We start from the raw sequence: 23,606 nt of genomic DNA, 5'->3' as shown, positions 1-23,606 counted from the left end.
ATGTTCGACGATCCGCAGGTGGTCATCGGTGCCGCGATCGCATTGCTCATCGTGATCGCAGGCACCACAGTGGCGGTGCTGGGGCATCTCCGGCGCGAGCGCGATAACGACGAGGGCGTCAGCTAGGATTCCGCACACCCTCGCCTCGCACGACGAAGGCCCGCGTTCTCGCGGGCCTTCGTGCCGTCCGGGGACGGGCAGCGGGATGTGCGCTGAGGGTCACACCGTGATGTCGGCTGCCCACAGACCGTGCAGGTTGCAGTGCTCGATCGCCCGGAGAACCGTCCCTGGATCGACGTTGACCACGACCGAGACGACCGGGGCGGTGGCGATCGGGGAGAGCTCGAAGTGCGCGATCGGCGCTTCGCCGGCGAGCAGTTCGATCCAGGTGATGTAGTGATCCGGCTGGTTGGGATGCGGAACGTTCCACCCGACCGTGATGGTCACGAGCAGGCCCTCATCCACCTCGTCGACGTCGATATGCGGCGTGTGCTTCTTCTCGAAGTCGCCAGCGGAGGCCAGGTCGTCGACCAGATTGAGCGGACCCAAGATCGGTGCATCGGACATGGCGGTCTCCCTCGTCCTGGGGATAGGTATCGTTGTGAACATACCCATTGATGACGCCTCCGGCTGGGTAGAATAGGGGCGGTGTCGCCTTCGGGAACGGATGGCGGCCGTGCAGTCGGGCCGGAACAGGAGGTCTACCACCGTGACATCGCCGATGACCATCAGCGCAGCCGAGGCGGTCCTCGTGCTCGTGGACATGCAGTGCTCGCTCGCCGATGTGATGGAGCGTCGCGACCCGGTGGTGGCGACCGCGGCGCTTCTGTTGCGCGCAGCGGGGATCCTCGGCATTCCGGTCCTGGTGACGCGGCAGTACCCGCACGGGCTGGGGGACACGGTCCCGGAGATCCGCGAGGCGCTCGGCGCGCACGAGCCGGTCGACAAGCTTGCGTTCTCCTGCCTGGCCGAGCCGGAATTCGCAGCACGGCTCGAGGCGCTCGGTCGCCGGCACGTCGTCCTTGCGGGCATGGAGACGCACATCTGCATCACGCAGACCGCACTCGCGCTCGTTGCCGAGGGGTACGCGGCGAGCGTCGTCGCGGACGCCGTGTGCTCGAGGCGCCGCGCCGACCACGAGGTCGCACTCGCGCGCCTGCGATCAGCGGGTGTTGATGTCACGGTGGCCGAGTCCGTCATCTACGAGGCGCTCGAGAGTGCCGGCACGCCCGGATTCCGACAGGTGCTCAAGCTGGTCACAGCACACCCGCTCAACGAGTGACCGGGGTGTTGCGCCTCGGGTACACTGACTGCGCACTCAAGGGTTCGGACGGCACGCGAGGCTGGGAGTTGTGGCATGGCGACGATCATCGATGGGCTGGCGGTTGCTGCATCCGTGCGTGAGCGTGCGGCGGAGGGTGCGCGGGCGCTTAAGGCCAGCGGCGTGACGCCGTGCCTCGGGGTGGTCCTTGTGGGCGACGACCCCGCCTCGGCATCGTACGTACGGATGAAGGAGCGCGACTGCGCTGCGGTGGGAATCGAGAGTCGCGACCATCGTCTGCCCGAGGCGACCTCGCAGTCCGAGGTCGAGGGCCTCGTGGCTGCGCTCAACGCGGACGAATCCGTGCACGGGATACTCGTGCAACTGCCGCTTCCCGCACACCTGGATGCCGAGGCGGTGCTCGCGCGTATCGCGCCCGCCAAGGACGTCGATGGATTGCATCCCGAGAGCCTGGGTCGGCTGGTCCGCGGGCTGGCTGGCTTTCGCGCGTGCACGCCCGCAGGCGTGATGGAGATGCTGCGTGCCTACGACATCGACCCTTCCGGCATGCGTGCAGTGGTCGTCGGGCGATCCAGCATCGTCGGCAAGCCCATGGCGTTGCTCCTGCTCGAGGCGAACGCGACCGTCACCGTCTGCCACTCCCGAACACGCGATCTGCCCGCTGTCTGCCGCGAGGCCGACCTGCTGGTGGCCGCGATCGGGTGTCCGAAGATGATCGACGCTTCATACGTCAAGCCGGGCGCCGTGGTCATCGATGTGGGCATCAACCGCACCGACGAGGGCATGGTCGGCGACGTTGACTTTGCGAGCGTCGAGCCGATCGCCTCGGCGATCACGCCGGTCCCCGGCGGGGTGGGGCCGATGACCCGCGCGATGCTCATGGTGAACACGATCGCCGCTGCCGAGGCGGCCTCGCGCGCCTGAATCGCGGCTCCGCCAGTCCTCCACATCTTCTCGATGGCACTGCGCTACAATGGCGCCTCGACCGAACGATTCCGGAGGTTAGCACGATGATCCGCATCCGCTGCACGATCGCACTTGCACTCGCGCTTGCGCTGCTGCTGCCCGCCTCAGCCATGGCCGGCGCGGTCCGTGAGTATCAGCTGCAGTACGAGCCGACCGGAGACACGGCCGGGGCGCTCATGATCGTCAGCGCGCTCGTGAATCCGCAGACGCCGCTCCCGGTCACCATCACGGTGCCGGTTCCCAAGGGCGCGACGCTTCTGTGGGCGGGCGAGGTCCTCGGTGGCGCGCCGGCCGACGATCCCGTCCGGACGACCACCGTCGAGCAGGTGGGCGACATGGACGTCTACACGCTCACGGTCGAGCAGTCCTACACCGCGCAGCTGGAGATCCAGCTTCCCGCGCCTTTGGCCTCAGGCAGCACGATGAAGAGCTCCGTCGTGTGGACCAATCCTGGCGAGGACGTGCTGGTCACGTCGTCGGTGATCCTGGAGGCGGGCGCCACCGAGGTGAAGACGACGCCCGAGCTTTCCGGCACGGTCCAGACGAACGACGCGGGCGCGATGCTTCACCCGCTCGCTGGCGTGCAGCTAGCCAGCGGCGATTCGTACGAGATCGCTGTCGAGTGGAAGCGCGCCGGCTCGGGGGCCGCGACCGGCGGCTCCTCGCCGGTGCTCCCGATCCTGATCGGCTTGCTCGTCGCGGCGATCGTCGTCCTGGTCGTCGCGATCGCCCGCGAGCGCACCCGCGCGCGGCGAGCGGGCGGCACCGACGCCGTGAGTCCGCCGCCCGAAGAGACCGCCGCCGACGAGCCCGCGAGCGACGAACCCGCGTCGGAGGACACTGCGTCGGACGACTTCTTCACCTGGTCGTAGCGTCGTGGGCGCCGCCTTCCTCATCGCGTTCATCCTGGTGGGCCTCGCCGAGTTAGGCGACAAGAGCCAGCTCCTTCTCCTCGGGTTCGCTGTGAAGTACCGCCCGCTCAAGGTGGTGCTCGGCGCTGCCATCGCGATCGCGATCCTGCAGGCTGTGAGCGTGGCGCTCGGCCAGGCAGTGGGCGCGCTGCTGCCCGTGCGGGTCATCGCCGTCGCGGCGGGCGTGCTGTTCGTGGTCTTCGGTGTTGTCACATGGCGGGGCGCCGACAGGGACGAAGCCGAGGAGGAGGGCGCGCGCAAGCTGGCGCTGGGGCCGGTCCTCACGGTTGCCGCCGCGCTGCTGCTGGCCGAGTTCGGCGACAAGACCCAGCTCATGACGGTCTCGATCGCCGCCGATCCGGCCGCTGCCCTCCGAACGCTCGGTGCGGTCGCTGACGGCATCGCCGCGCCGGAGGCCGGTACGATGTCGACCGCCCTTGGCGTGTGGCTCGGTTCGGCACTCGGCTTTCTGGCGGCCGACGCGCTGGCCATCGTGGTCGGCGCCGTGCTCGGCGCGAAGCTGCCGCGGCGGACGATCGCACGGTTCTCAGGCGTCATCTTCGTGCTGTTCGGCCTGGTCACGCTCGCCTCGGCGTTCGTCGGCTGACATGTGCGACGGGCACGGCGGTACACTGCTCGTGGAGGTGACGCGGTGAAGGTCCTGCTTCACGCGTGCTGTGGACCGTGCCTGCTCGAGCCGTACGATGCGCTCGCGGCCGACCACGACGTCACGGTGGTATACGCGAACCCGAACATCCACCCCGCCGAGGAGTATGCACGCCGCCGGGACACGCTGCTCGCGTACACCGACGAGGCGGGCATCACCGTGGTCGAGCTGCCGTACGAGCCCGAGGACTGGGCGGAGGCGACGGCCGGACTGAAGCGACCCGAGCGCTGTCATGCGTGCTATGCCCTACGCATCGGCATGGCGGCGGCCGAGGCCGCGCGCTGCGGATGCGACGCGGTAGCAACGACGCTGACCGTGAGCCCTTACCAGGACCCGGACGCTATCCGGGCGATGGGCGAGCAGGCGTGCGCGGCCGAAGGGGTGGCGTTTCTCGTGACCGACTTTCGCGAGCGGTACCCGGAGGCGACGCGACGCTCGCGCGCCCTCGGCATGTATCGCCAGAACTACTGCGGGTGTGCTCCCAGCATGGCCGAAGCCGAGGCGGAGCGCGCCGAGCGTCGGGAAGCGCGCCGGAAGCGCTAGGGCGCATGCGGGCTAGGGTACACTGCGTGAGACGCGGCAGGTGAAGGGGTGTACCAGTGAAGACCGACGATTTCGAGTACGAGCTGCCGAGCGGGCTCATCGCCCAGCATCCGGCCGAACCGCGCGACGCGTGTCGTCTCATGGTGGTCGAACGCACGAGCGGGCAGATCGATCACCGCTCGTTCCGCGACGTGCTGGAGTACCTCGAGCCCGGCGACGTGCTTGTGGTGAACGAGACCCGGGTGCTCCCGGCCCGGCTCCACGGCGCGAAGGATGAGACCGGCGGCGTCGTGGAGGTCCTGTTGCTGAGACGGGCCTACGGCGACAGCTGGGAGTGCCTGGTCAAGCCCGGGAGGCGCCTCAAGCCCGGTGCGCGCATCACCTTCGGTGCTGGAGAGCTCACCGGTCTTGTGGTGGACGTGATCGAAGAGTCGGGCGCCCGCCTCATCCAGTTCCACACGACCGCGGGTACCTTCCTCGACGCCGTCCATCGGCTCGGCGAACTTCCGCTTCCGCCCTACATCACCGAGCCGCTGCACGACCCCTCGGAGTATCAGACCGTCTACGCGGCCGAGGAGCACAGCGTCGCGGCGCCGACGGCCGGACTGCACTTCACCACCGAGATCCTTGACGAGGCGCAGCGAGCGGGCGTGCACATCGCCACCGTGGAGCTCGATGTCGGGCTCGATACGTTCAGGCCCGTTTCCGAGGACGATCCCACGCAGCACCCGATCCACACCGAGCACTACCGCGTTCCGGCGACGGCGGCCGATGCGATCAACGACGCACGTGCGCGCGGGAGCCGCGTGATCTGCGTCGGCACGACATCCGTGCGCGCGGTGGAGAGCGCGTTCAACGAGGAGACGGGTCTGGTGGAGGCGTCCGAAGGTTCGACCGACCTCTACATCCTGCCCGGCTTCCGCTTCGGCGTGGCCGACGCACTCATCACGAACTTCCACATCCCGCGCTCGACGCTGCTGATGATGGTGAGCGCGTTCGCCGGCCGGGACCTCGTGATGCATGCCTACGACATCGCCCGCACCGAGCGCTACCGGTTCCTGTCCTTCGGCGACGCGATGCTCATCCTCTAGCGGCCTTCACTCGAGCCGCTCCCACCACGTCCAGTTCGGATTGCCGGCCGCCGGGTCGTCGATCGGCGAGCCGGGCGCGAGGGCGAACGCGTCTTGGATCCTGCCGCCGAGCGGGACGTACACGTCGAGATGCTCGTCATCGAATCCGAAGTAGCGAAACGTCGGCGAGCCGTCCGCCTCTGTCGGCGGTTCGAAGCGCTCCGGTAGCGTCGGCCACGTGCCGAAGGCGGTTATCTGCGTGCCGCTGACAAGCACGTACTCGCTGCGGCCAAGGGTGCGGATGACGCGCTCGAAGGCGAGATAGCGGCCGTCGGTGGTCTTCACGTAGAGCGCCGAGGTGTCGGTGGCCGTGAAGTAGGCGGGGTTGTCGCCGCCCGTCCCGTCGAGGGTGCTGGTCACGACGCCTGCGGTGACGAGCGAAGACGGGTCCGGTGACGCGGCCTGGACGAGCGTCCACACCTCGGTGCCGAATGTGACGTAGGCGGGAGCGACGGCTTGCGTGAGGACCGCGGCGGTGTCGCTCTCGGCGCCCGTCTTGTCGTCTGCGCTGCCCGCAGGGGCGGGCTCCGCGGAACGGAGCGATTCCTCGGCGACCTGCTCGTTTGCCGCCTGGCCTCCGACGAGCACGAGCCCGGCGACGGTGAGCGCGCCGACGATCACCACAGCAGCCGATGCCAACGCCGCAAACCGCGGGAGCCATGATGTGCGGGGGCGCGACGTGTGCACACCGGCGTGCCCGGGCTCGTCGGCGATTGCGCGGGGAGGTGCTTCGCGCAAGTCGGCGGCGACCACCGCTGTCCGCGCCTCGAGGCGTGCCAGGAGGTCCTCGGACGCCCGCGGGGCGGGAGCCGTGTCAAGCCGGCCGAGCAGCGTGACGAACTCGGCGCACTCGCGGCAGCTTTCGCTGTGCGTACGGGCCTCGGTGAGCATCGTTGGGTCCACTGGTTCTCCGTCGCGTGCGGCGGAGAGCACCTCACATACCTGCGGACAGTTCATGCTCGACACCTCCCTCCGGGGCGAAGAGGACTGCGGCGAGCGCACGGCGTGCGCGGAAGACGCGGGACTTGACGGTGCCGACGGGGACATCGAGCGCCGATGCGGCCTCCTGGTATGACAGGCCGAAGAGCGTCACGGCGCCGAGTGCGTCACGATCTTCGGGAGCGAGCGTCGCCATCGCAGCCTCGAGCGCGCCTGCGAAGACCACGTCGTCGGCGAAGTCGGCGGCCGGAATCGGCTCGAAGGTCACGGGATCCACCGGCTGCGGTATGCGGCGGCCGCTGCGCGCCATGTCGAGGCACGCATTGTGCGTCACGCGGTAGAGCCACGTGCTCAACCGGGAGCGTCCGTCGTAGCTGCCGATGGTGCGGAACACCTTGATGAACACCTCCTGCGTCGCGTCCTCCGCGGCATGCGGATCGCCGAAGAAACGCAGCGCATGACCGTACACAGCGTCGGCGTTCCCGCGGATGATCGAGGAGAACGCCGCCTCTTCTCCGCGCGCCGCCGCCTGCGCCAGCTCAAGGTCGCTCATCTCGTGAGTGACCAACATCCACTCCTTTAAGACGCGGCCGACCTGCATCGGGTTCGTTCAGGCACCAGCATACCCCTCGGCCTGCTAGAATCCGCGCATGGCATTCTTCGACTTCACGGTGAGAGCCACCGACGCCACCACTGCCGCACGCGCGGGTTCCTTCGTGACCCCGCACGGTACCGTTCCGACCCCGATGTTCATGCCGGTCGGGACGCGCGCGACCGTCAAGGGCGTCACCCCCGATCAGCTTCGCGGTATCGGGGCGCACGTGGTGCTGGCGAACACCTACCACCTGTTCCTGCGGCCGGGCGCGGAGGTAGTGCGGGACGCGGGAGGGTTGCACTGCTTCATGGGGTGGGACCGCGTGATCCTCACCGATTCGGGAGGCTTCCAGGTCTTCAGCCTCGCCGACACCGTGAAGGTCACCGACGAGGGCGTTGGCTTCCGTTCGATCCTCGACGGCGCCAAGCATTTCTGGACCCCCGAGGACAACATGGCGATCCAGGAGGCGCTCGGCGCTGACATCATCATGCAGCTCGACCAATGCCCCCCGTACCCTGCCGAGAAGTCGTTCGTGGCCGACGCGGTCCGCCGTTCGGCCGAGTGGGCGGAGCGGTGCAAGATAGCGCACACCCGGGAAGACCAGGCGCTGTTCGGCATCGTGCAGGGCGGCGTCTTCGACGACCTCCGGGCCGAGAGCGTGGCGCGTCTGGCCGAGGTCGGCTTTCCGGGCTACGGCATCGGGGGCTACTCGGTGGGGGAGCCGCACGACCTCATGCTGGAAAGCCTGGCTCCCGTGACCGAGTTGCTGCCGGCCGACCGGCCGCGCTATCTGATGGGAGTGGGCAACCCCACGACCATGCTCGAGGCCATCGCGCTCGGCGTGGACCTCTTCGACTGTGTGCTGCCCACGCGTACCGCGCGGATGGGGACCGCGTTCTCCTCGGAGGGGCGGATGAACCTCCGGAACGCGAAGTACACGCGGGACTTCGGTCCGCTCGATCCGGCGTGCTCGTGCCCGGTCTGCAGCACGTACACGCGTGCGTACCTCAGGCACCTCGTCTCCTCGAAAGAGATGCTCGGCTCCACGCTGCTCTCCATACACAACCTGCATGTTCTGATCGATCTGGCGCGCCGTGCGCGCGAGGCGATCGAGTCGGGCACGTATGCGGCGTTTCTTGCCGCATGGAGGAGTGGCCCGGGCGCCGACGACTACTGATGAGCGATCGCGCTCGGGCAGTGGCGCACGCTTCGCGTGATGCTATGATGCGTTGATGCGCGCGCGCTGTCGCGCGCTGTCGTTGTGTGACCGGCGTTTCGGAGGTCCTCCCATGGAGCAGTACGGACAGTTGCTTTCGCTCGCGGTGATCGCGCTCGCCTTCTACCTGCTGCTGATACGACCGCAGCAGAAGCGCAACAAAGATCACCAGGCGCTGATGGCGTCTCTGGCGGTTGGCGACCGGGTCGCCACCATCGGCGGCGTCTATGGCACCGTTCGGACGTTGGATGAAGGTCGCGTGGGCGTGGAGGTAGCACCGAACGTGGTCATCGAGTTCGACCGCGCGGCCGTGGCCAAGAAGCTCGAGCCCGAGGTGCCGTCGCTCGATTAGGAAGTGCCGCATCGGCGGCCAGCACACAGAGTCCGAGAGCGCCTGCCAGGGCGTGACGGGTGAGGAGTGAGCTCAACACGATGGAGTCCAGATCTCGCAACATCATCGCGCTGGTGGTCATCGCCGTGCTTGCAGCCGTTTCGCTGTGGCAGGTGTGGCCGCCCTCCGAGAAGATCACCCAGGGTCTCGACATCAAAGGAGGCCTGTCGGTCATCCTGTCGGCTGAGCCTCTGTCGGGCCAGACCATGTCGGAAGACACCATGCAGCGCGTAGAGGACATCCTCGTCGAGCGCGTGAACGGTTTCGGCGTCAGTGAGGCGACCGTGCAGCGTCAGGGCCAGACTGCATTCCTGATCCAGCTGCCCGGCGTCGACAACGCGCAGGAGGCGCTCAAGCTCCTCGGCGAGCCCGGCAAGCTCGAGTTCATCGACTTCTCGAGCATCACCGACACCGCCACGGCGGGGCTCATCCTCCAGCAGCTTGAGGCGCGCTCGTCCACCGAGCCGACGGCGACTCTGCCGAAGCTTACCGACGAGCCCTACGTGGGCACGTACGAGGCGTTCATGACCGGTGAGGTCATCACCGATGCGCAGATCTCGACGGACCAGTACGGCAACCCCTCGGTGAGCGTCACGATGAGCAAGACCGGCGTTGAGAAGTGGGCCGAGGTGACAACCCGGCTGTCCGCGAGCCAGGGCCAGGTCGTGATTGTTCTGGATGGCATTGCCAAGTCGGCTCCCGCCGTGCAGGAGCCGATCCTCACTGGCGATACCGAGATCAGCGGCACATTCACGGTCGATGAGGCCAAGGCGCTGTCAGCGGTCCTCCAGTCCGGCGCCATGCCCGCCGATATCGAGATCGACGAGTCGCGCGTGGTCGGTCCGACGCTCGGCCAGGACTCGCTCAACCAGGGCCTGCTGGCCGGACTCATCGGTCTCGCGTTCGTTGCGGCGTTCATGGCGCTCTACTACCGCGGTCTCGGCGTCCTGTCGTGGGTCTCGCTCGCGCTTTACGGGGTCATCTTCGGCGGGGTGCTTGCCGTTCTTTCCTCGCTCAACATCTTCTCGATGACGCTTCCCGGCATCGCCGGTATCATCCTCACCATCGGTGTCGCGGCAGACACCTCGATCCTCATCTTCGAGCGCCTGAAGGAGGAGGTCGAGGCGGGCAAGACGTACCGCAGCGCCGCCAAGTCGGGCGTTCGGCACGCGATCGCGACCTCCATCGACGCCGACGTGGTGACGCTGGTCTCCGCGCTCGCCCTGTGGTTCCTCGCGATCGGCCCGGTCAAGGGCTTCGCCTTCACGCTCATCCTGGGCATCATCATCGACCTCGTGGTGGCGATCCTGTTCACCGGACCGGTGGTGCGCATGCTCGCCGAAGGGCTGATGACCAAGACGCCCGCTCTCTTCGGCGTGAAGGGCGGTGGTCAGCGTGGCTAGGCGCGGCATCGACTTCATGGGCAAGCGCAACATCTTCTTCGCAGTGTCTGTGGCGCTCGTGGTCATCGCGGTGGCCGCGCTGCTCATCAAGGGTCTCACCCTCGGCATCGAGTTCCAGGGCGGCACCGTCATGACGCTCGCCCAGGCCGAGGGCGTGGATACCGAGGCCGTGCGCGATGCGCTCGAGACCGCGGGCGTGCCAGACTCGGCCAACGCCGTCATTCAGCCCACCGATGACGGCGGGTTCATCGTGCGCACCGCCGAGTCCGACACGGGCGCTGCACAGGAGGCGTTCTCGGTCATCCTGGACGAGCTGGGCCTCCCTGCGCAGGACGTCAACGTCACGACGATCGGCCCGGGCTGGGGCGCGAACGTCACCAACGCCGCTGTGCTGGCGCTCATCGTGTCGCTCATCGCGATCCTTGCGTACGTCTCGCTCCGCTTCGAGTACAAGATGTCCGTGTCTGCGGTGCTCGCGCTGTTCCACGACGCGCTCATCGTGCTCGGCATCTACGCGCTGGCCGGTCGCGAGATAACACCGAACACGATCGCGGCGCTGCTGACGATCGTCGGCTACTCGCTGTACGACACGATCGTGGTGTTCCACCGCATCCGCGAGAACGCGGCCGGTCTCTCGAAGCGCAGCTTCATGGACATGACGAACGACTCGATCAACCAGATGCTGATGCGCTGGATCAACACCGGTCTCGTGCAGGTGATCCCGGTACTCGCGCTGCTGTTCTTCGGCGGTGAGACGCTCCGGGACTTCGCGTTCGCCATGGCCATCGGTCTGATCGCCGGCGCCTACTCTTCCGTCGGCCTGGCGAGCCCGCTCTACGCGGTGTGGAAGGAGCGCGAGCCGAAGTTCCAGGCGCTCAAGAAGAAGTACCAGGCGCAAGAGGCCAAGTAGGCGGCGCTCACTCGAACGGACACACACGGGGCCGGCACCTCACGTGAGGTGTCGGCCCCGATAGGTAGAATGGAACGATGAACCGTACGACAGGCGCATGCGCTCAGAGCAGGTGGGACGTCGCCCGGGCCGACGCGACCGCCGTTGCCGCGCTGGCCGCCGCGACCGGGCTCTCGGGGATCACCGCATCGATCCTGTTCGGCCGGGGAATCGACACTCCCGAGGGTGTCCGCCGGTTCCTCGAGCCGTCGCTCTCGCGCGACTGGGTGGGCGCGTTCGATATCCCCGGCATGCCCGAGGCAGCAGACCGCGTGGCCGCAGCGGTGCGGGCGGGCGAGCGCATCGTGGTCTTCGGGGATTTCGATCTCGATGGCATCTCGGCAGCCGCAACAGCCACCCTCGGTCTGCGCGCGATGGGCGGTGAGGCCGAGGCCACGGTGCCCCATCGCTTCAGGGAGGGCTACGGTCTCACAGCCGCGTCGCTCGAGCGGCTTGTCGGCCTCGCGCCCGACCTGGTGATCACCGTGGACTGCGGGATCTCCAACGCTGCTGAGATCGCGGCACTCCGGGGGCATGGCATCGACGCCGTCGTGACCGATCACCACGAGCCGGGCGGCGGCGTGCCACAGGGCGTCCCCGTCGCCAACCCCAAACTCGCAGAAGCTGGCCCCGAGCTCTCGGGCGCCGGCGTAGCGCTGGCGCTCGTGCAGGCCGTGGGTGAGCGGCTCGGTCATCCGGACGTCTGGCTCGAGCTGACGGATCTGGCGATGCTCGGGACGGTCGCCGACATCGTTCCGCTCGTGGCGGCGAACCGGGCACTCGTGGCCGACGGGCTCGCGCGTATGAGGCGCTCGCCGCGCGCGGGTCTGGCTGCGCTCGCCGCCGTTGCCGCCGTAGCGACCGAGGCGATCGACGCCGACCGGGTGGCGTACTCGCTCGCACCGCGCCTGAACGCCGCCGGGCGGATGGCCGACCCGGAGATCGCCGTGCAGCTCCTGCTCGGCAGCGACCCGGCCGAGGCCGAGACGCTCGCGCATGCGCTCGACGAGCACAACCGCGTGCGCCAGGCTGCCGAGAGCGACCTTTACGACGCTGCGTTCATCGAGGCGGAGCGCACGTTCACACCCGGCGATCGCGTTCTGGTCGTGGCGGGCGAGGCGTGGCACGAGGGTGTTCGCGGGATCGTGGCATCGCGCCTCACGAGCCGCTTCGGCGTGCCCTCGCTCGTGTTCTGCATCGAGGACGGGCAGGCCCAGGGCTCGGGGAGGAGCATCGAGGGCATCGACCTGCACGCGGCGATCGCGCAGATGGCGCCGATGCTCGAGCGCTATGGCGGACATGCGATGGCGGTCGGCCTGGCGCTTCCTGCTGCCTCGCTCGATGCATTCCGGCAGGGACTCGACGCGCTGCTGGCCTCGCTTCCGGCCGCAGATTTCATCGCGCGGCTTCCGATCGATGCCGAGGTCCCGCTCGACGCGCTCTCGCGCGAACTCGCAAGCGAGCTCGCGCTGCTCGGCCCGTTCGGCTACGGGAATCGGCGGCCGCTTCTAGCCGTGCGCGGCGTCTTCATGAACAGCCGGAAGCGGGTAGGAAAGGCCGAGGAGCACCTCCGCTTCACGGCGTACGACGGTGTGGCCGCAGTCTCTGCCATAGCGTTTCGCTGTCCCGACATCGCGACGCTTGCGGCCGCCGACACGGCCGTGGACGTGGCCTTCGAGCTCGACTGCACCGAGTGGCGCGGCGTCGAGCGCGTGCAGATGCTCGCGCGCGACTTCACGCTGCACGCGAGCGAACCGGAGGCCCCGGCCGCGGCGCTCGTCGAGGACCTCTTCGAGCACGCCGAGGAGATCATCGCCCGCGGCGAGTACGCGGGCATCACCGACGCCGAGTCGTTCCACACGAAGCTCGCCGGCGTGAGCTTCGAGGGACGGCAGGAGATCGTGGCTCGATTGCAGCCGGGGACGCCGCTGCGCCTCGAGCGGCAGCCGGACAACCCGTACGATGCCAACGCGTGCGCGCTGTTCGACCCGTTCGGCGATCAGGTGGGGTTCCTCAACCGCCGTCTTGCTGCAGTGCTCGCTCCAGTTGTGGATGCCGGCGTCGAGTACGACATCGAGGTCACCGAGGTGACCGGCGGAGCCGACGGCACCTCGCTCGGCGTGAACGTGCTCGTCGCGAGGCGCGGGGCGCTTGAGGAGGCCGACGAGGAGGCACGCCGGCAAGCGCTCGAACTGCGTGCGGCGCTCGCGGCGCTCGGCCCTGCCGAACTCGACGAGGCGCTCGTGCGGCACTTCATCGGCGAGCGAGCGCTCCACGCCGCCCAGGCCGAGGCTCTCGCGCACCTGGCGTCGGGTCACCGCACGCTCGCGGTGATGGCGACCGGGCGCGGCAAGTCACTCATCTTCCATGTGCATGCTGCGCGGGAGGCTATCGCGTGCGCCCGGGCATCTGTCTTCGTCTACCCGCTCAGGGCGCTCGTGGCCGATCAGGCGTTCCATCTCGTCGACGCGTTCGCCGCGATCGGCTGCTCCGTGGCCACACTGACAGGCGAGACATCTCCTACGGGCCGCGACGAGGCATTCGCCGCGCTCGCCGACGGCTCGCTCGACGTGGTGCTCACCACGCCGGAGTTCCTCGACCATCACGCGGCGCGCTTCGCCGAGACGGCTCGCGTCGGGTTCGTGGTGGTCGACGAGGCACACCACGTCGGACTGGTGCGTGCGGGGCACCGGCCCGCGTACGGGCGTCTCGACCGTGCGCTCGAAACGCTGGGCGGTCCGGCGCTTCTCGCGGTCACCGCGACGGCGCCGGATGAGGTCGCCGAGGCGATCGCGTCGGTCCTCGGCGTGACCGAGGTGGTGCTCGACGCAACGGTGCGCGACAACCTGCGGATCGCCGACGGGCGGGGGACCGAGGACCGGGTGGCGCGGATCGCGTCGCTCGCGTCGGCGGGCGAGAAGATGATCGTGTACGTGAATAGCCGCGACACGTCGGTCAAGCTCGCGCGGCAGCTGCGCTCGCGGGTTCCCCGGCTGCTGCACCGGGTGGCGTTCTACAACGGCGGGATGACGCGCGAATCGCGCCACGCGGTCGAGCGTGCGTTTCGTACCGGCGACATCACCGTCGTGGTCGCGACGAGCGCCTTCGGCGAGGGAGTGAACATCCCGAACGTGCGGCACGTAGCGCTCTACCATCTGCCGATGGGGGAGGTCGAGTTCAACCAGCTGTGCGGCCGTGGCGGACGCGACGGCGATCCCGCATCCGTGCATCTGCTCTTCGGCCCCAAAGACGCGCACCTGAACCGGATGATCCTCGAGTCGGCAGCTCCTTCGCGCGATGATCTTGCGGCGCTCTACCTGGCGCTGAAGGACATCGCGGGCGAGGGCGACGGCACGGTCGAGACCACGAACGCGGACCTCGCCGAGCGCGTGAAGCGTAGGCGCCCGAAGGCGACGTTGAACGACAAGGGCGTTTCCACCGGCATCGGCGTGTTCCGGGAGCTCGGGCTGCTCACAAGCGAAGGATACGGCGCCTATCGGCGGCTAGTGCTGCTGCCCGCGCCGGAACAGAAGCTCGATCTGGCGAGTTCCGTGCGGTATGCCGAAGGCCTGGACGAGCTCGACGGCTTCGAAGCGTTCCGCGTCCGCGCCCTCGAGGCGCCGGCGGATGAGTTGCTGCACGCGTTCAATCGTCCTATCCTGCCCACACGACCCCCGCAGACCGAATCGTGACGCTCGGAGACCCTCGATGTCGGTGACGCTCGAAGGCATAGAGGCGCAGATCCGCTCCTACAACCCCTCGGCAGACCTGCAAGGGATCGAGGAGGCGTACAACTTCGCCCTCGAACACCACGCCGGGCAGATGCGCAAGAGCGGTGAGCCGTTCATCAGCCATCCGCTCGAGGTCGCGATGATCCTCGCGGGACTCAACCTCGATACCGCCACGCTCCAGGCCGCGATCCTTCATGACGTGGTGGAGGACAGCGCGGTGAGCATCAAGGAGATCCGCGAGCTGTTCGGCGACGAGGTGGCAGTGCTCGTGGACGGCGTCACCAAACTCGGACGCATCAAGTTCTCATCGCTTGCCGAGGCGCAGGCGAACAACATGCGCAAGATGCTCATCGCGATGGCGAAGGACATCCGCGTCATCCTCATCAAGCTCGCCGACCGGCTGCACAACATGCGCACGCTCGCCGCGCTCTCCGAGGAGCAGCGGCACCGGAAGGCCATCGAGACGATGGAGATCTACGCGCCGCTCGCACACCGCCTCGGCATCAGCTCGATCAAGTGGGAACTCGAGGACCTCGCGTTCTACTACCTCGAGCCGAAGAAGTTCGCGCAGATCCAGAAGATGGTGGCCGAGAGCCGGGACGCGCGCGAGGCGTATCTGCACCAGGTGATCGACCAGCTCTCGAGCGAGCTCGAGGCGATCGGCGTCGAGAGCGACATCTCGGGGCGGCCGAAACACCTGTACAGCATCTACCAGAAGATGACGTACCGCGGTAAGGACTTCTCCGAGATCTACGACCTCATCGCTCTGCGCGTGATCGTGGAGTCGGTCAAGGACGTCTATGGCGCGCTCGGCACGGTGCATTCCATCTGGAAGCCGGTGCCGGGCCGATTCAAAGACTACGTGGCGATGCCGAAGTTCAACATGTACCAGTCGCTGCACACGACCGTCATCGGACCGGCAGGCCGTCCGCTCGAGATCCAGATACGCACCGAGGAGATGCACCGCACAGCCGAGTACGGCATCGCCGCCCACTGGCGCTACAAAGAGGGCGGCCGCGCTGACGAGGCGTTCGACGAGCGGCTCTCGTGGCTGCGCCAGATGCTCGAGTGGCAGACCGAGCTCAAGGATCCGCGCGAGTTCATGGAAGCGCTCAAGATCGACCTGTTCGAGGACGAGGTGTTCGTGTTCACGCCGAAGGGCGATGTGGTGTCGCTCCGCCGCGGTTCCACGCCGATCGACTTCGCGTACATGATCCACACGGAGGTGGGTCACCACTGCGTGGGCGCGAAAGTGAACGGCTCGATCGTCACCCTCGACTACGAACTCCAGATGGGTGACCGCGTCGACATCCTCACCAACAAGAGCTCCTGGCCAAGCCGCGACTGGCTGAACGTGGTGCGCACGTCCTCGGCACGGAGCAAGATCAGGAGCTACTTCTCCAAGGCAAGCCGCGAAGACGACCTCGCGAAGGGCAAGGACGAGCTCGGCAAGGTGCTCCGCAAGCAGGGGATGCATGCGGGGGCGAACGCGCTCGGCAAGGCACTCGACGTGGTGGCGCGTGACATGAACCTCTCCGAGGGAGACGATCTGCTCGCCGCGATCGGCGGCGGCAAGCAGAGCCCCAAGCAAGTCGTCACGAAACTCATCAAGGTGCTGGCCAAAGACGAGCCGGTGCCGGTGGTCGAGCCCGAGGTATCGCTTCCGGTGCTCCAGCCGTCGCGGGCGGCATCGCGCCGCAGGAGCGCCACAGGCGTGCGTGTGAAAGGCATCGACGACGTGCTCGTGCGCCTCGCGCACTGCTGCAATCCCGTGCCTGGCGACGCGATCGTGGGCTTCGTCACGCGCGGCCGTGGCGTGTCGGTTCACAGGGCCGACTGCCCGAACGCACGTGAACTCGTGTCATCGAGCGGCGAGCGGATCCTCGATGTCGAGTGGGACACCGAGGCCTCGAGCACGTATCAGGTCGAGATCCTCATCGAGGCGCTCGACCGGACACGCCTGCTGCAGGACGTCTCGATCGCGCTCGCCGATGCTGGCGTGAACGTGCTGTCGGCAGCCATCTCGACCGACCGGCAGGGCGTTGCCTACCTGAAGTTCCTCTTCGAGCTCGGTCACATGGACCAGCTGCAGCGCGTGCTGAGCCAGGTCCGCGCTGTAGACGGGGTCTTCGACGCGCAGCGCACGATGCCCGACAGCGGCAAGAGGCGGGGTGGCGAGGCGTGAGGGTGCGCCGACTCACGCTTGGGCCGCTCGACACCAACTGCTGGCTCATCGATGACGGAGATGGTGGTCCGGTGCTTGTGACCGACCCCGCCGATGAGGTGGAAGCCATCGTCAGTGCGCTCGATGATGCTCCGGTCGAGGCGATCGTGCTCACACACGGACACTTCGACCATATCGGTGCGGTTGCCGAGCTCATTGGGCTTACTGGAGCCCCCCTTCTCATCCATGAGGCCGATGCGGCCTCGATCACGAGCGCGGCGGGTTCGGGCGGCGCGCTCTTCGGATTCGACGTGAGCGCGCCTGCGGCCGACCGGACCTTCGGCGACGGAGACACGATCGTGGCTGGAGGCGTGATGCTCACGGTGCTCCACACGCCCGGGCACACGCCCGGCTCGGTCTGCCTGTTCTCGGATGGCCATCTCCTCAGCGGCGACACGCTCTTCGCCGGCAGTATCGGCCGCACCGACTTCCCCGGTGGCGACATGATCGCAATGCGCCGCTCGATCGCCCGATTGGCGTCGCTTGCCGACGAGACACGTGTCTACCCGGGCCACGGCCCCGAGACGACCATCGGCCGGGAGCGGCGGGTCAACCCGTTCTTCCCGCGCGCATGAACCACAGGCCCGCCTCGGAGCTGAGAGCCTCCGCGCGCCGGGCGACGACGTCGGCTAGGGCCGAAGACGAGAGGACATGATCGTGCTCGACATCCTGATCATCATGAACAACTACTTCCACGACGTGGCCACTGCCACGCTCATCGGCGCCGCGGTCATCATGTGGACGCTCGAGCGCCGGGCCCGTCGCGGCGCGCCCGGGGATCTCGAGGCGCTCGCACGCGCCTACCCCACGCTCACACGCTTCGCGAATCTCGCGCTGATCTGGATCGTCATCGGCGGCATCCCGCGGGTCATCACGTTCAACACGCACGACCTCGGCGCGCTCGGCGGGGACCTCGTGCCCGCGATCATCGTGAAGCATGTGGTCGAGGTTGCTGCGGTCATCGCAGGTGCGCTCATGTGGCGGCGCGTGAGGCGAAGCGTCGCGAGCGCTGCTTCGCACGACGGATAGGGCGACGTCTGCATCCGATAGGGACGTGAGCCACGGCATGGTCTACACTGTGAACCCGCAGGTATCCCTCCCGAAAGGCGCTCGTCAGTGAACGCTCGTGCACCCAAAGGCACCGCCGACATGCTGCCCGACGTGGCGCGTGCCTGGGAACACCTGCAGCGCACCGCCCAGGAGCTGTTCGCGCGGTACGGGTACGAGCCGGTGTACACGCCGCTGTTCGAGCACACCGAGGTCTTCACGCGCGGGATCGGCGAGGCCACCGACATCGTCTCCAAGGAGATGTACACGTTCCTCGACCGCGGTAACCCGCCGCGTTCGCTCACGCTGCGTCCCGAGGGAACCGCGAGCGTGGTGCGCGCGGCGCTCGAGCACAACCTGACGGCCAACGGCGCTCAATCCAAGCTGTACTATGCCGGGCCGATGTTCCGCTACGAGCGACCCCAGAAGGGCCGCATGCGGCAGTTCTGGCAGATCGGCATCGAGCTGCTCGGCGCCGCCGGGCCGACCGCTGACGCCGAGGTCATCACGGTGCTCTGGCGGTACTTCGAGGCACTCGGCATCCCGGCGGACACCATGCGGCTGCTCCTCAACTCCATGGGCGACGAGCACTGCAGGCCGGCGTACCGCGCGAAGGTGGCAGTGCACATCCGCGACCATTCGGCGGACCTGTGCGAGGAGTGCAACCGCCGCGCGGACACGAACCCGCTACGCGCGTTCGACTGCAAGAACCCCGGCTGCGTGGCCGTGATGGCCGCCGCACCGCTGCTGCGAGACGAACTCTGCGACGACTGCGCGGCGCACTACGCGGCCGTGAAGTCGCTTCTCGACGGACTCGGCATCCCGTACATCGAGGAGCCGAAGCTTGTGCGCGGGCTCGACTACTACACGCGCACGGTCTTCGAGGTCCAGGTGGACGCTGGCCTCGGCTCGCAGAACGGCATCGGCGGGGGAGGGCGGTACGACCGCCTCATGGAGGAGTACGACGGGCCTCCGACACCCGGCCTCGGCTGGGCGCTCGGTTTCGAGCGTACGCTGCTTGCCATGGAGGCCGCCGGCGTGGGCATCCCGGCGCCCGCGCGCGCCGAGGTGTACGTGGCGCGGGTGGACGAGAGCGTGTCCGCCGAAGTGTTCGCGCTCGCGCAGGCGCTCCGCGACGCTGGGGTGGCGACCGAGCTCGACCACCAACAGCGCAGTCTGAAGGCGCAGTTCAAGCAGGCGGACCGGCTGGGCGCACGCTTCGTGGCCGTCGTCGGCCCCGACGAACTGGCTTCCGGCGAGTTCACCTTGCGCGATATGGGCACCAAAGAAGAGACACGTGTGGCGTTCGGCGCGGTCGCGGCCGCCGTGACCGCCGCACTCGGCTAAGAGGAGACCCATCCGGATGTTCGACGCACGCTACTCCATCCGCACGCACACGGCCGGTTCGCTCACGGCAGCCAGCATCGGCGAGACCGTTACGCTCGCCGGATGGGTGGCCAAGCGCCGCGACCACGGCGGCCTCATATTCATCGATCTTCGCGACCGCAGCGGCATCGTGCAGGCCACCTTCGATCCAGACACCGCGGGTGCGGCGTTCGTGACCGCCGAGACGGTGCGTCCCGAGTGGGTCGTGAAGCTCACCGGCATGGTGCGCCGCCGTCCCGACGGTACCGAGAATCCGGGCATGGTCACGGGTGAGGTCGAGGTCGTGGTGACCTCGGCCGAGGTGCTCAACGCGAGCGAGACGCCGCCCTTCGAGATCGAGGCGGGCATCGAGACCGACGAGGTCACGCGCATGCGCTACCGGTATCTCGACATCCGGCGCCCCGAGGTCTTCTCGGCGCTCGCCCTGCGCGATCGCGTTGTGCAGCGCTTCCGGCGTTCGCTCGAGGGCCGCGGCTTCATGGAGGTGGAGACCCCGATCCTCGGCAAGTCCACGCCCGAAGGCGCACGCGACTTCATCGTGCCGAGCCGCATGAGTCCGGGCAAGTTCTACGCCCTCCCGCAGTCGCCGCAGCTGTTCAAGCAGCTGTTCATGGTGGGCGGCATCGAGCGCTACTACCAGATCGCCCGCTGCTTCCGCGACGAGGACCTGCGCGCCGACCGCCAGCCCGAGTTCACGCAGGTGGACATCGAGATGTCGTTCGTCACCGAAGACGACGTGCTTGCACTGATGGAAGACGTCATGCACGAGGTCATGAAGGAAGCCGACGTCGACCTCCAGATACCGCTGCGCCGCATGACGTACGCCGAGGCGATGGACCGTTTCGGCTCCGACCGCCCGGACACACGCCTCGGCATGGAGCTTCACTGCCTGAAGGGCGTGTTCGCCGCAAGCGAGTTCAAGGTGTTCGCGGCCGCACTCGCCTCCGGCGGTCGCGTCAAAGGGCTGAACGCGAAGGGCGCCGGCGACTGGAGTCGCGGGAAGATCGATGCGCTGAACCAGGTGGCGCTCGACGCAGGCGCGAAGGGCCTCGCGTGGGTCGCGTTCCCGTCGGCGGGTGACGTACGCTCTCCGATCGCCAAGTTCTTCACCGAGGCCGAGATGGAGGGCATGAAGGAGGCGCTCGCCATCGAGCCGGGCGACCTCGCGCTGATGATCGCCGACGAGCACGACCTCGCGAACGAGGTGCTCGGCGTGCTGCGCCTGAAGATGGCCGACGAGCTCGAGGTTCCACGGCACGGCTTTGACGTGCTGTGGGTCGTGGACTTCCCGATGTTCAAGTACGACGCCGAAGAGGGACGGTACGCCGCGAACCACCATCCCTTCACGATGCCGCGCTCGGAGGACATCGAGAAGATCGAGTCTGCGCCGCTCGAGGTGGGCTCGTACAGCTACGATCTCGTGATGAACGGCTACGAGATCGGTGGCGGCACGCTCCGCATCCACAACGCCGACCTGCAGATGCGCGTCCTCTCACGCCTCGGCCACACCGAAGAAGAGGCCCGCACGCAGTTCGGCTTCCTGCTTGAGGCGCTCGGCTTTGGTGCACCGCCCCACGGCGGCATCGCGCTCGGGCTCGACCGTCTCATCATGTTGCTTGCGGGTGCGAGCTCCATCCGCGACGTGATCGCGTTCCCGAAGACCTCCTCGGGCGCCGATCCGCTCACCGGTGCGCCGGACGTGGTGAGCCAGCGGCAGCTGCGCGAAGTCCACCTGAAGACCGACTAGGGGCCTGCAATGTCGCTGACCACCATAGTCGCGGCTGCTATCGTGATCGTCGCCTCGGTGGCGCTCGTGTTCATCGGCAACTTCTACCAGTGGAACCTTTCCTCGATCGGCTACGGCCGGTGGACCCGGATCGTGGGCGCCGTCTCCGTCGTCGCGCTGGCGGGGGTGGCCGCGTGGAGCCGCATCGAGACGCCGCTCGTGGCGGCGCTCATCGTGCTCGCAGGTGTCGCGCTTGCGGCAGGCTACGTGCTGTTGCACCGCAGGCTGACCGAGCAGCTGACAGCCGTCACGAAAGACCCCGACGGAGCGTAGCGTGGGCGTTGGACGTCGTGAGCCAGCGGCAGCTGCGTGAGGTGCACCTGAAGACGGACTGAGCGGCGCATGCGGTTCCGATACTATGGTCGAAACGCCGATTCCGGGAGGCCGCTTCATGACCGTCAAGGACGAGACCGCGCCGTTCCCCCGTGCTGCGTGGATACCGCTCCTCCTCCTGCCTGTGCTCGTGCCGATCATCACCGTCAACCTGAGCGGCTTCGGCCTGTCGTCCGCTCTTGCGTACGACACGATCCGCTCCCCCAAGGTGCTGACGATGGCCCTGCTCGTCTTGATCGCGGCCGTCGGCTGGGGTAGGACCGCCATCGCCCGCAAGGACGGCATCAGGTGGACGCCCGCTCTGTGGCTGCTGCTGGCACTTGCGGGGATTGCGACGGTTTCGGCCCTGGCTTCACTGAACCCTCCCACCGCGATCTTCGGCAGCTACCAGTACCGGCAGGGTCTGCTCACGCTGCTCGTGCTCGGCGGCCTGGTCCTTCTCGTCGTGCAGATGGCCTCTGACGCTGCGGCCAGGCGACGCCTTGCGACCGCTGTTGTGCTCGGCGGCGTGCTTGTCGCCGCCTATGCGCTCCTGCAGGCCGCCGGGCTGGACCCCGCCTCCTGGGGCGCCCCGGACTCGGCGCTGGCCCGCACCATCGCAACGATCGGCAACAGGGACGCACTCGGCGGGTATCTGATCCTGCCGTCGGTTCTTGCGGCCGGTCTCGCGCTTTCCGAGGACAAGGGCCGTCTCCGTCTCGCCTGGTGGGCGGCCTTCGGGATCTGCATCGTCGCGCTGCTGCTCACGCAGGTGCGTGGCGCCTGGCTCGGTGCGCTTGCGGCCGGAGTGGTCGGCGTCGTCCATCTCGTACGCTCGAAGACCCGGTTCGAACGCGCAGACCTCATCGCGATCGCTCTTGTGCTGTTGCTCCTTGTCGGGGCCGGCGTCACGGCCCGCGAGGGTATTACGCGACGCGTTGCGGACATGTTCTCCGGCGACCGCGATTCGGGCTCGGGCCGCATCGTGATCTGGGAGACGGGGATCCGTGTCGCGGCCGCACATCCGTTGCTCGGTGTCGGCCCCGACTCGTTCCGCTACGGGCACTACGAGACTCGCTCCACCGAGCATGAGATCCTTGGTGGGTACAAGAACATCATCGACGATGCGCACAACCTGCCGATCATGGTAGCTGCGACGCTTGGCGTACCGGCGCTTCTCGTGGGACTCGCGTTCCTCGCGATGATCGCCGCGGGTGCGGGCAAGGTCGTGTTTGCGCGGGGCGGAGATCCCGACCGGACGCTGTACGCCGCATGGTTCGCGGCGGTGCTCGGCCATGTCGTCTATCTCCTCTTCGGTCCCTCGTCCATCTCCTCGAATGTGGTCATGGCGCTCGGTCTCGGCGTGCTCATCGGCATGGTGGCGATGCGGGTCGCCGAGCCCGGGAAGAACGCCCTGAGCGGGATTGCTGCCGGGCTTGTCGTGATTGCGCTTGCAGCCAGCGCTGTGGGGGGTCTCACCCTGGTTGCGGAGAACCGGTACGTGCGCTCGCTTGAAACCACCGGAGAGCGTGCGCTCGAACTCGCCGAGTCTGCGGTCTCGTACTCGCCGTGGACGTACGAGTATCGCGTGCGGCGTGCAGGGATCCTCGCTGTTGCGGCGCTTGAGGCGTCAGAGCCCGTCAGGGACGATGACGCCGTCAAGACCGCGGTCATGGCCTACGAAGACCTCGTCCGCTTCTCCCGGGCCGAGTACCTGACCTATGTCCGCTACACCCGGTTCCTGCTCGATCTCCCTGACGTGCAGACCCGGGATTACGAGCTGGCACTCGATGTTGCGGCACGGGGCATCGAGGTCTACCCGAGCGGCCTCGAAGCGCGGACACTCGGCGCCTTTGCCTGCCTGCAGCTCGAGCGCTACGAAGACGCCCGCCTGCTGCTCGTGGACGATTGGGATTCTGATCCGGACTACGCTGAGCCCGGCATCATGTACGCTCGCACGCTCGGGTCGCTCGGCCAGCTCGACGATGCCGGGGCTGTACTCGACGTGCTCGAGGAATCGTTCCCCGACGACGATCGCATCGCGGATCTCCGGGCGGCGCTCGACGCGTCGCGCGCGGGGGACGAGTGACCGCGCTTCCCGGGCCGGCGGTACCGGCGTCGCCAGCGG

At 67.8% G+C, this 23,606-nt stretch carries 22 protein-coding genes; 19 read left to right on the top strand and 3 right to left on the bottom strand.

Annotated features, from left to right (window positions below; translation table 11 throughout):
* A complete protein-coding gene (locus Q7W51_09660) occupies positions 1-126 on the top strand; it encodes a hypothetical protein (protein MDO8848637.1) in 126 nt (41 codons plus the stop codon).
* Positions 127-219: 93 nt separating this feature from the next.
* Here the strand turns inward: Q7W51_09660 and Q7W51_09655 are convergent, their stop codons facing one another.
* Positions 220-567 (bottom strand): desulfoferrodoxin family protein, encoded by a 348-nt coding sequence (locus Q7W51_09655; GenBank protein MDO8848636.1) that lies wholly within the window; start codon positions 565-567, stop codon positions 220-222.
* A gap of 142 nt (positions 568-709) precedes the next feature.
* Here Q7W51_09655 and Q7W51_09650 point away from each other — a divergent pair, with 142 nt between their 5' ends.
* The 6 genes from Q7W51_09650 to queA all read left to right on the top strand — a co-directional run bounded on the left by Q7W51_09650 (position 710) and on the right by queA (position 5,460).
* The gene (locus tag Q7W51_09650) at positions 710-1,282 is read left to right on the top strand and encodes an isochorismatase family protein (GenBank protein ID MDO8848635.1); all 573 of its coding nucleotides are present in this window, start codon (positions 710-712) and stop codon (positions 1,280-1,282) included.
* Between the two features lie 75 nt (positions 1,283-1,357).
* Positions 1,358-2,206 (top strand): bifunctional methylenetetrahydrofolate dehydrogenase/methenyltetrahydrofolate cyclohydrolase FolD, encoded by an 849-nt coding sequence (gene folD / locus Q7W51_09645; protein ID MDO8848634.1) that lies wholly within the window; start codon positions 1,358-1,360, stop codon positions 2,204-2,206.
* Between the two features lie 86 nt (positions 2,207-2,292).
* Entirely contained in the window at positions 2,293-3,120 is an 828-nt protein-coding gene (locus Q7W51_09640; protein MDO8848633.1) for a hypothetical protein, read from the top strand.
* Positions 3,121-3,124: 4 nt separating this feature from the next.
* Entirely contained in the window at positions 3,125-3,766 is a 642-nt protein-coding gene (locus Q7W51_09635; protein ID MDO8848632.1) for a TMEM165/GDT1 family protein, read from the top strand.
* A gap of 45 nt (positions 3,767-3,811) precedes the next feature.
* Complete coding sequence (locus Q7W51_09630; GenBank protein ID MDO8848631.1) at positions 3,812-4,369, top strand: epoxyqueuosine reductase QueH; 558 nt, start codon at positions 3,812-3,814, stop codon at positions 4,367-4,369.
* Positions 4,370-4,425: 56 nt separating this feature from the next.
* Positions 4,426-5,460, top strand: a complete 1,035-nt coding sequence (gene queA, locus Q7W51_09625; protein MDO8848630.1) for a tRNA preQ1(34) S-adenosylmethionine ribosyltransferase-isomerase QueA — start codon at positions 4,426-4,428, stop codon at positions 5,458-5,460.
* Positions 5,461-5,466: 6 nt separating this feature from the next.
* Here the strand turns inward: queA and Q7W51_09620 are convergent, their stop codons facing one another.
* The gene (locus Q7W51_09620) at positions 5,467-6,456 is read right to left on the bottom strand and encodes a hypothetical protein (protein MDO8848629.1); all 990 of its coding nucleotides are present in this window, start codon (positions 6,454-6,456) and stop codon (positions 5,467-5,469) included.
* Positions 6,434-7,006, bottom strand: a complete 573-nt coding sequence (locus tag Q7W51_09615; GenBank protein ID MDO8848628.1) for an RNA polymerase sigma factor — start codon at positions 7,004-7,006, stop codon at positions 6,434-6,436. The genes Q7W51_09620 and Q7W51_09615 overlap by 23 nt, the downstream gene beginning before the upstream one ends.
* 82 nt (positions 7,007-7,088) lie before the next feature.
* Here Q7W51_09615 and tgt point away from each other — a divergent pair, with 82 nt between their 5' ends.
* The 12 genes from tgt (at position 7,089) to Q7W51_09555 (ending at position 23,567) form a co-directional block, all read left to right on the top strand.
* Positions 7,089-8,210 (top strand): tRNA guanosine(34) transglycosylase Tgt, encoded by a 1,122-nt coding sequence (gene tgt, locus Q7W51_09610; protein MDO8848627.1) that lies wholly within the window; start codon positions 7,089-7,091, stop codon positions 8,208-8,210.
* Between the two features lie 112 nt (positions 8,211-8,322).
* Complete coding sequence (gene yajC, locus Q7W51_09605; protein ID MDO8848626.1) at positions 8,323-8,601, top strand: preprotein translocase subunit YajC; 279 nt, start codon at positions 8,323-8,325, stop codon at positions 8,599-8,601.
* Positions 8,602-8,681: 80 nt separating this feature from the next.
* Positions 8,682-10,043, top strand: coding sequence for a protein translocase subunit SecD (secD, locus tag Q7W51_09600; GenBank protein MDO8848625.1), 1,362 nt, complete (start codon positions 8,682-8,684; stop codon positions 10,041-10,043).
* The gene (gene secF, locus Q7W51_09595) at positions 10,036-10,953 is read left to right on the top strand and encodes a protein translocase subunit SecF (GenBank protein ID MDO8848624.1); all 918 of its coding nucleotides are present in this window, start codon (positions 10,036-10,038) and stop codon (positions 10,951-10,953) included. Before secD ends, secF begins: the two co-directional genes overlap by 8 nt.
* Before the next feature lie 77 nt (positions 10,954-11,030).
* Complete coding sequence (recJ, locus tag Q7W51_09590; GenBank protein ID MDO8848623.1) at positions 11,031-14,684, top strand: single-stranded-DNA-specific exonuclease RecJ; 3,654 nt, start codon at positions 11,031-11,033, stop codon at positions 14,682-14,684.
* Between the two features lie 16 nt (positions 14,685-14,700).
* On the top strand, positions 14,701-16,908 hold the full coding sequence (locus Q7W51_09585) for a bifunctional (p)ppGpp synthetase/guanosine-3',5'-bis(diphosphate) 3'-pyrophosphohydrolase (GenBank protein MDO8848622.1): 2,208 nt from the start codon (positions 14,701-14,703) through the stop codon (positions 16,906-16,908).
* On the top strand, positions 16,905-17,522 hold the full coding sequence (locus tag Q7W51_09580; GenBank protein ID MDO8848621.1) for an MBL fold metallo-hydrolase: 618 nt from the start codon (positions 16,905-16,907) through the stop codon (positions 17,520-17,522). Before Q7W51_09585 ends, Q7W51_09580 begins: the two co-directional genes overlap by 4 nt.
* A 76-nt stretch (positions 17,523-17,598) precedes the next feature.
* Positions 17,599-17,976, top strand: coding sequence for a hypothetical protein (locus tag Q7W51_09575; GenBank protein ID MDO8848620.1), 378 nt, complete (start codon positions 17,599-17,601; stop codon positions 17,974-17,976).
* Between the two features lie 87 nt (positions 17,977-18,063).
* The gene (hisS, locus tag Q7W51_09570) at positions 18,064-19,341 is read left to right on the top strand and encodes a histidine--tRNA ligase (protein MDO8848619.1); all 1,278 of its coding nucleotides are present in this window, start codon (positions 18,064-18,066) and stop codon (positions 19,339-19,341) included.
* Positions 19,342-19,357: 16 nt separating this feature from the next.
* Positions 19,358-21,127, top strand: a complete 1,770-nt coding sequence (aspS, locus tag Q7W51_09565) for an aspartate--tRNA ligase (GenBank protein ID MDO8848618.1) — start codon at positions 19,358-19,360, stop codon at positions 21,125-21,127.
* Between the two features lie 9 nt (positions 21,128-21,136).
* Entirely contained in the window at positions 21,137-21,439 is a 303-nt protein-coding gene (locus Q7W51_09560) for a hypothetical protein (protein MDO8848617.1), read from the top strand.
* A 118-nt stretch (positions 21,440-21,557) separates the two neighbouring features.
* Complete coding sequence (locus Q7W51_09555) at positions 21,558-23,567, top strand: O-antigen ligase family protein (protein ID MDO8848616.1); 2,010 nt, start codon at positions 21,558-21,560, stop codon at positions 23,565-23,567.
* Positions 23,568-23,606 lie beyond the last annotated feature (39 nt).

The sequence above is a fragment of the Coriobacteriia bacterium genome (assembly GCA_030652115.1).
Taxonomy (GTDB): domain Bacteria; phylum Actinomycetota; class Coriobacteriia; order Anaerosomatales; family Anaerosomataceae; genus UBA6100.
The sequence above is the reverse complement of the archived record's forward strand: the minus strand, read 5'-3'. Positions and strand labels throughout refer to the sequence as shown.